Below are 11,926 nucleotides of genomic sequence, written 5' to 3'. Positions count from 1 at the left end.
CTGAGACTGCTAACTAAAAAGAGGCCAGCCAGTCAAAAATCTTTTCCGTTTTATTGTAAATGCTTTCGTAATCTTCTTTGTCGTCATACTCCAATGTAATGGTTGGAATATTGCGCTCAACTCCGCAGTAAGTGCCAAACGATCCCGGAGTAGGGTAACCTAAATCAGCGATTACAGGATAGTCACAAAATTCAGAGATTTTCTCCGCCAGATCTTTTGCCGGACCATCATAATTCACACATTTTAATGGTGCATGAAGCGTAAGTATTATATCAGGTTTTACTTCTTCCAGTAAATCGATCATTTGCTGGGTTACGATTTCCGAAGCAGGGTTTTGCCCCGAATAGTTTTCGTCTTTATCTGTTTCGATCCAATTTTTTGTTGGGTAGTTTCGGTTTAAATCCACACCATTTTGATTTACACGAACGCCGCGCTCTTTTCCCCAGTGATTTAAACAGGGAATAAAAAACAAATGATTCTTAGTGTCAGAAAGAATCCCGTTTTCAAGATATCTGTTGATTACATATTCTCCCTGAGGTTCCTCCCCATGAAAAACGCCAATTATCAGAATGTTTTTAGCTTCAGTATGGTTCGAGGCTCTTTTAATAACTTCAATCGTGTTGAATGGTGTTGTGTTTGGCATAAATTAATCTTCTCCTAAATACTTTTTGTACAAGTCGGGACGCAATGTTTTTGTTCTTTCAATGGCCTGTTCATGTTTCCAGTCATCAACCAGTTTATCGTTACCGCTAAGCAAAACTTCGGGCACTTTCATTCCTTTGTACTCAGCCGGACGGGTATAAACCGGCGGACTTAACAGGTGATCCTGGAACGAATCGGTGAGGGCAGAGGTTTCGTCGGAAAGCACCCCTGGCAATAGGCGAACAACGGCATCGGTTATAATCGCCGCAGCAAGTTCGCCGCCGGTTAGCACAAAATCGCCAACCGATATTTCTTTTGTAATATATGTATCCCGAATTCGCTGATCGATTCCTTTATAATGTCCGCAAAGAATGATCAAATTTTTCTTTAACGAGAGTTTATTGGCTTCCTGCTGATCAAAAACTCCTCCGTCGGGTGTAGTGAAAATTATCTCATCATAATCGCGTTCGGCTTTTAAGGTTTCAATGGCTTTTTCAATGGGTTGAATGGCCATTACCATGCCGGCACCCTTGCCAAACGAATAGTCGTCAACACGTCGGTGTTTGTCTTCCGAAAAATCGCGTAGATTATGAATATGGATTTCTGCCAGTCCTTTATCCTGCGCCCGTTTAATGATTGAATGACTGAACGGACTTTCAATAATTTCCGGCAAAACTGTTATGATATCGATCCTCATTTCTGGAAAAATTTTGCGCCAAAGGTAACAATATTTTCAGCTTTGATTGTTTTTGGTTATATCTCCATTAAACCACGAGGTGTGACATATATGCAGGGAGAAAACCGCAAAACGGCCAATATGGCATAGTTTTAAGGAGCGAAAACGACAAAATCAGGAGGAAAAGTTTATTGGAACAGGAATTGATTTATGGCATGCAGAATTTGAAAACAAAATTTTAACAACAGAATTTAAAATATTAGGAGGAAAAGTCATGAATTTAGTAAGATTTGAAAACCCACGTTACAACGTAAACAGAACTTTAGTTGATGAATTATTCAACAATTTCCTGAAGAACGATTACCACGAAAACTATGTAAATAATAGTGCTGCATCGCCGGCAACTAACGTTTTTGAAACAGAAAAGGAATTTAAAATTGAAGTATTGTTGCCAGGATTTGTGAAGGAAGATCTTCAGTTGAATGTTCACAAAAATGTATTGACTGTAAAGGTTGAGAAAGAAGAAAAAGAAAACAACGAGGTTTATAAATATGCACACCGCGAGTTTGGCCCAAAAAATTTCGAAAAGAAATATCGTTTGCCAAAATCGGTTGATGCTGAAAAGATTAGCGCGAAATTCGAAAATGGAATTCTGAATATCGAACTTCCGAAAAAGGAAGAAGCGCTTGAAAAAGAGCCTCTTGAAATTAAAGTGTCATAATTGGTTTTAGAGAAAAGGTTATAAAGTACGAGCCTGTTTTAGTAGAAATACGAAAGCAGGCTTTTTTATGGTATTGATTTTCGGCTCTTCATGTGGCAAGTTGTAAGGTTCAAATATTATATTTGTACAACCTACAATAACTAAAAAAGTAAAACATGTTTCGAGCCGTTTTTTGTACAATACTGCTGACCTTTTCTGTGCTCAGCCTTTCTGCAAGTGAATATCAGTTAAAATCTCCCGATGGGAAAGTAGTTGTTGCCATTTCCGTTGGTGAACAGCTGGGTTACACAGTGGCCTACAACAACAATGAGGTATTGGATTTTTCAACGATCGCTTTCGAGTTTGTTGAAGCTGCTCCGATTGGAAAAGAATTTACTGTGCTCGATTCAAAGCAAAGTACTGTTGATGAAACCTGGAAACCGGTATTAAAACGGTACGACGAAATTCGAAATAATTATAACAGCCTGGTTTTGTATACGCAGGAAAGTCGTTTCCCAAAACGTCTGGTGAATGTTGAATTCCGGGCCTACAACGATGGTGTTGCTTACCGTGTTGAATTTCCGGAACAGTTTGCTGGCAGAGAGAATACAATGACCGACGAACTATCTGTGTTCAATTTTGCTGATGATTTTACATGCTGGTCGGCGGATTATAAAAACTATGTAAGCTCTCAGGAAACGGAATTCTGGAAAAAGAAAATATCGGATATTACGGATAAAATGGTAACCGGGCTGCCGATGACCATTGAAGTGGCTGATAATTGTTATGCCGCGCTTACAGAGGCTGACCTGACGGATTATGCCGGAATGTTTGTGAAACCATATTCAAAAGCGGGAAAATTTGCTTTACGTTCCGATTTAGCACCGCTGCCCGGACAACCTAAAAATGGAAATAAAGTGGTATTCAAATTTCCGCATTTTACGCCATGGCGTGTTCTTATGCTTGGTGAAACTCCCGGTGATTTGGTGGAGTCGGAAATCGTTCAGAACCTGAATGATCCTTGCGAAATTGAAGATCCGTCGTGGATTAAACCGGGAATTAGTGCCTGGGATCATTGGTGGAGCGGTGAAGTAAAAATGGAGCAGGATGTGATTCTGCAATACATTGATCTGGCCTCGGAAATGGGCTGGGATTATATGCTGATAGACTGGCAGTGGTACGGAATGTATAATCAGCCCAAAGCAGATATTACAACTCCTGCCGAGCAACTTGATATGCCAGCCATTTTTAAATATGCAAAAAGCAAAAATGTAAAATGTTGGCTGTGGATGTACTGGACAGACGTTGATCGCTCGGTTTTTGATGCCGCTTGCGCGTTGTATCACAAATGGGGAGCTGCCGGTATTAAAATTGATTTTATGGACCGCAGCGACCAGAAAATGGTAAACTGGTATCACCGTATTGTTACCACTGCGGCAAAACACCAGTTAATGGTTGATTTTCATGGAGCGTATAAACCAACAGGATGGCGCCGGACTTATCCGAATTTAATGACTCGCGAAGGCGTGATGGGGAATGAGTACAATAAATGGTCGTTGTGTATGACGCCTGAGCATCTGTGTACATTGCCATTTACGCGAATGCTGGCCGGTCCGATGGATTACACACCCGGTGGATTTTTAAACCGTATGCCCGATAAATTCAGAAACGGTACGCCCGCCAATGTTATGGGAAGCCGTGCAAACACGTTAGCGCAGTTTGTTATTTACGATAGTCCTTACCAGGTGGCCTGCGATCATCCTGATAATTACAGAGGACAAACCGGTGTTGAATTCCTGAAGAAAGTAAAAACAGTTTGGGACGATACGCATGTTTTAAACGGTAAAATTGGAGAATACATTACAATGGCTCGCCGCAGCGAAAGTGACTGGTTTATTGGTGCAATGACCAACAGTGAAGACCGAAAACTGGAAGTGGCTCTTGATTTTCTGTCGGAAGGAGAATATAAAATGACAATATATTCAGATACTGATGAAACACCGGTTCATGGTGAAGCTGTAGCGGAGATAGAAAAAGTGGTAAAAAAAGGAGATGTAATAGAAATTGAAATGGTTGCCGGTGGTGGTTATGCTGCCGTTTTGGAGTCGGTTCAATAGATATTAAAACATTCAAACAAAAATGGCGGGAACTAGTAAAGTTTCCGCCATTTTTTTGTGTGATGATTATTTATTATTCTTCTTCAAAACAATACAAATTTTCAAATCCTCTTAAAAAAAGTTGGTTATCAACGAATACTGGTGATGCATGAAAATCGTCATCCAGTTCGTTTGAAGCCAGAATTTCAAAATTTTCACCGGCTTTTACAACTAAACAAATTCCTTTTGCTGCAATATAAATTTTGCCGTCGGCTCCCGAAGGTGATGAAAAAATAGTGCTTATACCTTCCAGTCTTTCTTTAGAATAATGTACGCTGCCGTTTTTTGCATCAAGGCAAGTCATAACTCCATTATTTACACGTAAGAAATAAAGCTTTCCGTCCATTAAAAGAGGAGTTGGGGTATAAGGTGTATCCTGGTCATAACTCCAAATAATTGCATCAGAATCGGTAATATCGCCACTGGCTTTCGACAGATCGACAGCTTTTAAAAACGAGCCCCTAAATCCACTCATTAGGTAAACAATACCATTTTCGTAAACCGGAACCGGAATTACATTTTGTGTTAGTCCTTTTCCGGACCAAATAGTTTCGCCGGTTTCGTAATCATAACTAATGATTTGGTTGGTTCCGCTGGTAATTACCTGTGTTTTTCCGTTGGCCTCCACTACAAAAGGAGTGGACCAAGAGGTTGGCTCATCTCTTTCGAGCTTCCAAACATCTTCTCCTGTTTTTTTGTCCAACGCATAGATGTACGAATCACCTTCGTGGTCCCATTGTATAAAAAGCCGGTCTTTGTATAGGTAAGGCGACGCACCATCACCAAAGTTCATGCGTTTTTCCATTGTTCCAAAATCGCGTTTCCAAATGACGTTCCCGTCAAAATCGAGGCCGTACAGGCCAAAAGATCCGAAATAGGCATAAATCATTTCGCCGTCGGTGCAGGGAGAATTCGAGGCCCAGCTGCTTAATTCATGAATTTTGCCTTGAGGAAGATCGGTGGCTACAGTTTTCTCCCAGATAACACTGCCATCGTTTCTGTTTACCAGAATTACTTTAAAATCGTGGTCTACATTGGGCGATACTTGCGGATCAACAGACGGATCTGTTGGAACAGCAGTCAAAATTACAATCTTGTCTTCGTAAATAATTGGCGTGGCGTTTCCTCTACCCGGTATTGCGATTTTCCATTTCAGGTTTTTGGTTTCGCTGAAATCAACCGGGGGATTCGCTTTTACAGCTACGCCGTTACCCAGCGGACCGCGCCATTGCATCCAATTGTCTTCGGCTTTGGGTTGTGCTTTGCTCGTTGAAACAGCAAAAAGAAAAAGAAGAGAAAATAGAAAGATTTGAGATTTCATGGTAAAAGTTTTTGGTTTATTTGAAGTTGGACTACCAATCTCCTTTTAGGTTTAAAGTTTTAATCGCTTTCTACCTCAAAACTGTTTACGGTTTCAAATTGCCATATTTCAACCACTTGCGAAACCGGAATTTCATATGGCGAATAATTTCTGTTTAACGAAACCAGTAAGAAGTTTTTGTCTTCTAAACGTTTGTAAACCAGCTTGAAAACTACGCCTTCATCTTTTGTTACAACAATGCAGGCTTTGCCATCTTTTACGTTGGTCCAGTCTTCTGTAAACGAACACGTTACCCACGAGCCTTCTTTTATTGGCAACATCGAATCTCCCTGAATCTGGAAAGTACGGTATGTTTTGTCTTCCGGCAGAAATGGTAGTTTGAATTTGGGCAACGAAGCAATAAAATCCAAATCGCCGTAGCTGTTGGTATAGCCGGCCTGTGCTTTTACCGGAACCATTTCAATGTTTTCTTTTCCCTCTTTGTCCACCGAGATTGTCAGTAGTCGTAGTTTTCGACCGGTAACATCCACATCAAATCCTTTTTCTATTTGCGAAAGTTGCTGTTCCGATAAAACATCCAGCCGGTATTTAATCAATGCGTCGAGCGACACATTAAAATACTCCGACATTTTTATCAGCACCGGAAAAGGTGGCTGTACATTTTTCTCGTAGCCGGAAAGGGTTGTGCGCGTCAGTCCCAGCTCTGTTGCCAGATCCATTTGCGATCTTTTGCGGCGTTTTCTTAGGAATTTCAGGTTTTGAGCAAAGTGCATATTTTTTTGTTTTGCGCCATGCTTTAGCTTGGCGATAATAATTGATGATAAAAACAGGCTTTAGCCTTTAAAAACGTTAAAACCATAATTCTTAATGAACTCCTGGTATTCTTCTTCCCATGTTTTCTTTTTATGGTGGCTTTCCTGTGTCTGAATATAGTTTATAACTCTCTCTATTTGTGATTCACTCACACTTACAGCGAAGTATTCTTTTTGCCAGCTTAGCTTTACGTGATTAGTTATATTCTTGTTAAACCAGAAGGATGATTCCCCTTTTATTAATTGCATAGCTTTCTCAATGGTTTGATCATTCTTCAATCGAAAAAGACAATGTACATGGTTGTTATATCCTCCAACTGCTTCTATTAGGATCTCTTTTTCCAAAGCATTTTTATGGATATGCTCAAAAAGAATCTTTCTATTCTCTTCCGAAATTATAGGCTCCCGGTTTTTTACTGCCCAGACAGCATGAATCCAAATCTTAACGTACGACATAACTTAAAATTAAAGGCTAAAGCCGTTTCTCTATTGTGTCTCATAATCACCGGGCTAAAGCCGCGGTGCAAAAAAGTTCTCTTTTCAAACTTCTGTCTTTCTCTTTTTTCCTACCAAATGTAATAATAATTGACTAAATTATAGTCGTAAAATTGACGAAAATATCGACATTTTGAATCGAAATATTGTACATATTGATCTGGACACCTTTTTTGTGTCGTGTGAAAGGCTGATGAACCGTGAGTTGATCGGCAAACCGGTGTTGGTTGGAGGTACCAGTGGACGGGGAGTGGTGGCGGCCTGCAGTTACGAAGCGCGGCAATACGGCATACATTCGGCCATGCCTATGCAAATGGCACGCCGACTTTGTCCCGAGGCCATTGTGGTAAAAGGAAACAGCTCTATTTACAGCAAATTCTCCGACGAGATAACCGATATTATTAAAGAGGAGGCACCGCTTTACGAAAAATCATCCATCGACGAGTTTTATATCGATGTAAGCGGAATGGATAAGTTTTACGGCTGCTACAAATGGGCGCAGGAATTGCGCGAGCGAATTATCGATCAAACGCATTTGCCTATTTCGTTCGGACTATCGACCAATAAAACGGTGTCGAAAGTGGCAACTGGCGAGATAAAACCCAATGGTTTTCAGCAGATTGAATTCGGGCATGAAAAAGAGTTTCTGGCGCCGCTGCCGGTGAAAAAAATCCCGATGGTGGGCGATCAGACTTACAAAATGCTGCTGAGTATGGGAATCCGTTATGTGAAAACCATTCAGGAAATGCCAATCGAGTTGATGGACAAAGTGATGGGTAAAAATGGCATTGTGTTGTGGAAAAAGGCGCAGGGCATCGATAATTCGCTGGTGGAACCCTATCACGAGCGGAAATCTATTTCGTCGTCGCTGACTTTCGAGAAAGATACCATTGATGTGCAGGCGCTGAAAAACTTGTTGCTGGCCATGGCCGAAAAACTGGCTTTTTACCTGCGCAACGGAAACAAATTAACATCGTGTGTTACGGTAACCGTGCGTTATTCGGATTTTGATACCCGCACCCGCCAAAAGCGAATTCCGTACACCTCGCTTGATCATACGCTAATTCAAACTACCATGGAGCTTTTTGATCAGTTGTACACGCGTCGGGTTTTGGTGCGGCTGGTGGGCGTGCGTTTTAGTCATTTGGTGGGCGGAAGCTACCAGATGAAACTGTTTGAAGACGATACCAAACTGATAAACCTGTACCAGCGCATGGATAAGATTCGGAACCGTTTTGGGCAAAATGCCGTGCAGCGCGCCTCAACCATGGGAACCCGTGGAATCGGACAAATGAGTAATCCGTTTAACGGTCAGCCGCCTGTAATTCCGGCACACAGGAGGATATAAATTGAGTGATGAATGATGATTAACGATTTAAGAATAATGAAGGAAAAAGTGAGCAGTCGCAGTGTTCAGAACCAATGACCAGTGACTCGAAACTGATTTAAGCATTCTTGCATTAACGCATTGGTTATGTTACTAAATTGCCATACATACTACAGCTACAAATTCGGTACGCTTTCCATCGACGAGTTGATTGATGAAGCGACCGGAAAAGGCTACAATTCGCTGGTGCTGACCGATATCAACAATACTTCGGCTACCATCGATTTTATCCGCCGTTGCGAAGGAAAAGACCTGCGTCCGGTTGTGGGCATCGATTTCAGAAATGGCGCACAGCAACAATACATTGGCATTGCACGAAATAACAGTGGTTTTCAGAAGCTGAACGAGCACCTGACGATGCATTTGCACGAAGAGGCTGATTTTGCGGAACGAGCTCCGGAAATGGAGGACGTATATTTTATTTATCCGGTTGGGAAAGTGCATCCAAAACTGTTGCGCAAGAATGAATTTATCGGTGTAAAACCAACGCAGATCAGCAAAATATTTGGCGATCTGAGAAACTACCGGGAAAAACTGCTTGTGTTGCAGCCAGTTACTTTTCGCAATAAACGCGACTTTAATATCCACCGGCTTTTGCGTACGATGGATAATAATACGCTGTTAAGTCGTCTGCCCAAAAGCGAAGAAGCCAGTCCGGATGAAATTATGTTTCCGCAAGAAAAAATTAGGGAAATATTTCGCGATTTCCCGGATATTATTGAGAATACACAGCGCCTGATTAACAATTGCTCCATTCATTTTACGTTCAAAAAGGCCAAAAACAAAAAGTGTTTTACCAACTCGCCCGAAGAGGATTTTGAGTTGCTAAGAAAATTAGCGAATGAAGGATTAAAATATCGTTTTAGCAATCCTTCGGAGGCTGTAATTGCACGAATGGAGAAAGAACTGGCAGTGATCCGACAAATGGATTTTGCCTCGTATTTTCTCATCAATTGGGACCTGGTGGAGTATGCCCGACGCGAAGGTTGTTACTATGTGGGGCGGGGAAGTGGCGCCAACAGTATGGTGGCTTATTTGCTACGTATTACCGATGTCGATCCCATTGAATTGGACCTGTATTTCGAGCGTTTTATCAATCCCTCGCGGCAAAGTCCGCCTGATTTTGACATTGATTTTGCCTCGCGTGACCGCGATCATATTACCCGCTACATTTTCGACCGGCATGGTTGGGATCACACGGCACTGGTGGGAACCTATATTACATTTCAGTATAAATCGGTGGTTCGCGAGTTGGGAAAGGTTTTTGGTTTGCCTGCGCATGAAATTGAGAAATTGCAAAAAGTAAAAGATTTTGGTAGTCTTGATGATATCAGTCGGCTGGTGTTGCAGTACAGTAAACTGATTCATGGTTTTCCGAGCCATTTGAGCGTACACTCCAGCGGTATTCTTATTTCCGAAGAGCCTATCAGTGTGTATTCAGCAACCATCATGCCGCCAAAAGGTTTCCCAACCATTCATTTCAGTATGCTCGAAGCCGAAGACATTGGTTTTGCCAAGTTCGATATTCTGGGACAGCGCGGACTGAGTAAAATCCAGGATGCTATTCAACTGGCACACGAAAATGCCGGCGCCGAAATTGATATTCACGACCTGAAAACTTTTAAGGAAGACCCGCAAATAAAGGAGTTGCTAAAACGCGGAAATACCATCGGGTGTTTTTATGTGGAGTCGCCGGCCATGCGCATGTTGCTTACCAAACTGGAGGCCGACGATTACCTGCGTTTGGTGGCGGCCAGCTCCATTATTCGTCCGGGGGTGGCGCAAAGTGGAATGATGCGCGAGTACATTCTGCGTTACCGCGATCGTAGTCGTTGTGTGGCAGCAAAAGCCGAGGCTCCGGAACTTTACCAACTGCTGGAAGAAACCTACGGTGTAATGGTTTATCAGGAAGATGTGATAAAAGTTGCCCACCTTTTTGCCGGTCTTACACTGGCCGAATCGGATATTTTGCGGCGTGGTATGTCGTGGAAATTTAAGCAGCGCAACGAGTTTGGAAAGATCAAGGATAAATTTTTCTCCAATTGTGCCGAACGCGGTTACGTCCTCGATTTGGTAAAACGTGTGTGGGAGCAGATTGAGAGTTTTGCCAACTATGCTTTTTCCAAAGGACATTCGGCGTCGTATGCGGTAGAGAGTTTTCAGGCGCTGTTTATAAAGGCCTATTATCCGCTGGAGTACATTGTGGCAACCATAAACAACGGCGGTGGTTTTTACCGCACCGAATTGTATGTGCACGAGGCACGCATGCACGGGGCAACTATTTTTCCGCCTTGTGTTAACCGCAGCGAAATGCAGACCGTAATCGACGGAAAAGTCATTCATCTCGGCCTGGGATTTTTAAAAAGCCTGGAAACAAATACGATAAATGCTGTTTTGAAAGAACGTTACCGCGGCGGTTATTACCACAATCTGCAGGATTTTCTGGAGCGTGTGCCCATTTCGCTGGAGCAGCTGAGTATTTTAATCCGGATTGGCGCCTTTAATTTTACCCGCAAATCGAAAAAGGAGCTGTTGTGGAATGCACATTTTATTCTGTCGAAATCGAAAAAAACGGCACCCGAGCGCACTTTGTTTAAGCAGGAAGTGAAGGAGTTTAAAATTCCGGAGTTGTATTATCATCCGCTGGAAAATGCTTACGACGAAATTGAGTTGCTGGGATTTCCGGTTACCTGCTCGCCTTTTCATTTGCTGGAAGCTATGCAGTTGCCGCTAACCACTGCCGGTGATCTTCCTTTTTTGATTAACCAAAATGTGGCTATTGTAGGAAGTTTGGTACATGTAAAACGCACCCGCACCAACGATGGTAAAACCATGAGTTTTGGTGTATTCATCGATTTTAAAGGGCATTGGATCGACACGGTACAGTTTCCGGAAATTGCCGCGCGTTACCCTTTTTCAGGTGGTGGTTGCTACCTGATAAAAGGGAAAGTGGTGGAAGAATTTGGCTTTCTCAGTATTGAAGCGACTGAAATTTATCGCTTACCTAATGAGAATATGGAAGAGCCGTCAACACGGTTGAAGGCACCGGATAAAAGTCGGTTAATGGGAGCTAATTATATCGAAGAAGGGAAGATGATTTAAACGACAAAGTTTTCAAATTAAAAATAACTATTTGACTGTTGCTTCGTAATTAAATATTGTACCAAAATTCAACAACCATGAAAACAAAAGCATTAAATTTCTTATTGATGCTTACAATCGTATTTTTTGTAAGCATCTCTCAAAGTAAAGCGCAAGAAAGAGATTCTAAAGTTTATGATGTCGTAGATGAAATGCCGGAATATCCGGGAGGCGAAATAGCATTAGTACAAGAAATCGCTTACCTTATTAAATATCCTGAAGGAGCATCTTTTAATGGAACTGAGGGGAAAGTATATGTGAATTTTGTTGTGAATAAAGAAGGAAAAATTGCAGATGCTAAAATTGCAAGGGGGATTGGTCCTGACTTTGACAGAGAAGCTTTGAGGGTTATTAATAAGTTGGAAAAAACATGGCGCCCGGGAATTAAAAGCGAGCAAAAAGTAGATGTGTCAATAGTTGTTCTGTTTGAGTTTAAGAATGACGGAACCGTTACCTCAAAAATTTATAATCCAGAAAAATGAGTAATGACAGACTAAAATTGTTTGTTGAAATAAAATAATAAAGCATATAGAACTTCGGTAATTAAGCGCTGAACTTGTTCCCAAATATTTCCTTTTCAAATTACTTCTAACTAC

10 protein-coding genes are annotated in these 11,926 nt (G+C 41.7%); 5 read left to right on the top strand and 5 right to left on the bottom strand.

Annotated elements, in window-relative coordinates:
• Positions 1 to 13: 13 nt before the first annotated feature.
• Positions 14 to 643, bottom strand: coding sequence for a M14 family zinc carboxypeptidase (locus tag QZ576_RS14120; protein WP_297098268.1), 630 nt, complete (start codon positions 641 to 643; stop codon positions 14 to 16).
• A gap of 3 nt (positions 644 to 646) precedes the next feature.
• Positions 647 to 1,339 (bottom strand): tRNA (guanosine(37)-N1)-methyltransferase TrmD, encoded by a 693-nt coding sequence (gene trmD, locus QZ576_RS14115; RefSeq protein WP_297098266.1) that lies wholly within the window; start codon positions 1,337 to 1,339, stop codon positions 647 to 649.
• Positions 1,340 to 1,592: 253 nt separating this feature from the next.
• Between trmD and QZ576_RS14110 the strand changes: the two genes are divergently transcribed.
• Complete coding sequence (locus QZ576_RS14110) at positions 1,593 to 2,039, top strand: Hsp20/alpha crystallin family protein (RefSeq protein ID WP_297098264.1); 447 nt, start codon at positions 1,593 to 1,595, stop codon at positions 2,037 to 2,039.
• A gap of 155 nt (positions 2,040 to 2,194) precedes the next feature.
• Positions 2,195 to 4,135, top strand: a complete 1,941-nt coding sequence (locus QZ576_RS14105; protein ID WP_297098262.1) for a glycoside hydrolase family 97 protein — start codon at positions 2,195 to 2,197, stop codon at positions 4,133 to 4,135.
• Positions 4,136 to 4,208: 73 nt separating this feature from the next.
• On the opposite strand, the gene QZ576_RS14100 is transcribed toward QZ576_RS14105, so the two are convergent.
• The 3 genes from QZ576_RS14100 to tnpA are packed head-to-tail and all read right to left on the bottom strand — an operon-like array spanning position 4,209 to position 6,763.
• Entirely contained in the window at positions 4,209 to 5,495 is a 1,287-nt protein-coding gene (locus QZ576_RS14100) for a PQQ-binding-like beta-propeller repeat protein (RefSeq protein WP_297098260.1), read from the bottom strand.
• 59 nt (positions 5,496 to 5,554) lie between these two features.
• Entirely contained in the window at positions 5,555 to 6,268 is a 714-nt protein-coding gene (locus tag QZ576_RS14095) for an XRE family transcriptional regulator (RefSeq protein ID WP_297098258.1), read from the bottom strand.
• Between the two features lie 60 nt (positions 6,269 to 6,328).
• Positions 6,329 to 6,763 carry an IS200/IS605 family transposase gene (gene tnpA, locus QZ576_RS14090; RefSeq protein ID WP_297098256.1) on the bottom strand — a complete coding sequence of 145 codons (435 nt, stop codon included), beginning with the start codon at positions 6,761 to 6,763 and terminating at the stop codon, positions 6,329 to 6,331.
• Positions 6,764 to 6,935: 172 nt separating this feature from the next.
• On the opposite strand from tnpA, the gene dinB reads away from it, so the two are divergent.
• The 3 genes from dinB (at position 6,936) to QZ576_RS14075 (ending at position 11,812) form a co-directional block, all read left to right on the top strand.
• Positions 6,936 to 8,150: a DNA polymerase IV gene (dinB, locus tag QZ576_RS14085; RefSeq protein ID WP_297098254.1), complete on the top strand. Its 1,215-nt coding sequence runs from the start codon at positions 6,936 to 6,938 to the stop codon at positions 8,148 to 8,150.
• Between the two features lie 126 nt (positions 8,151 to 8,276).
• Positions 8,277 to 11,291 carry a DNA polymerase III subunit alpha gene (locus QZ576_RS14080; RefSeq protein ID WP_297098252.1) on the top strand — a complete coding sequence of 1,005 codons (3,015 nt, stop codon included), beginning with the start codon at positions 8,277 to 8,279 and terminating at the stop codon, positions 11,289 to 11,291.
• Positions 11,292 to 11,368: 77 nt separating this feature from the next.
• Positions 11,369 to 11,812, top strand: coding sequence for an energy transducer TonB (locus tag QZ576_RS14075; RefSeq protein WP_297098250.1), 444 nt, complete (start codon positions 11,369 to 11,371; stop codon positions 11,810 to 11,812).
• Positions 11,813 to 11,926: the final 114 nt, after the last annotated feature.

Origin of the sequence: uncultured Draconibacterium sp. (genome assembly GCF_913060805.1) — a bacterium.
GTDB lineage: Bacteria > Bacteroidota > Bacteroidia > Bacteroidales > Prolixibacteraceae > Draconibacterium.
This window is presented reverse-complemented; position numbering and strand designations above follow the sequence as displayed.

Bases quoted from the DNA above. Each gene is read 5' to 3' on its own strand.
- QZ576_RS14120 (WP_297098268.1), bottom strand. From the start codon at position 643: ATGCCAAACACAACACCATTCAACACGATTGAAGTTATTAAAAGAGCC.
- trmD (WP_297098266.1), bottom strand. From the start codon at position 1,339: ATGAGGATCGATATCATAACAGTTTTGCCGGAAATTATTGAAAGTCCG.
- QZ576_RS14110 (WP_297098264.1), top strand. From the start codon at position 1,593: ATGAATTTAGTAAGATTTGAAAACCCACGTTACAACGTAAACAGAACT.
- QZ576_RS14105 (WP_297098262.1), top strand. From the start codon at position 2,195: ATGTTTCGAGCCGTTTTTTGTACAATACTGCTGACCTTTTCTGTGCTC.
- QZ576_RS14100 (WP_297098260.1), bottom strand. From the start codon at position 5,495: ATGAAATCTCAAATCTTTCTATTTTCTCTTCTTTTTCTTTTTGCTGTT.
- QZ576_RS14095 (WP_297098258.1), bottom strand. From the start codon at position 6,268: ATGCACTTTGCTCAAAACCTGAAATTCCTAAGAAAACGCCGCAAAAGA.
- tnpA (WP_297098256.1), bottom strand. From the start codon at position 6,763: ATGTCGTACGTTAAGATTTGGATTCATGCTGTCTGGGCAGTAAAAAAC.
- QZ576_RS14080 (WP_297098252.1), top strand. From the start codon at position 8,277: ATGTTACTAAATTGCCATACATACTACAGCTACAAATTCGGTACGCTT.
- QZ576_RS14075 (WP_297098250.1), top strand. From the start codon at position 11,369: ATGAAAACAAAAGCATTAAATTTCTTATTGATGCTTACAATCGTATTT.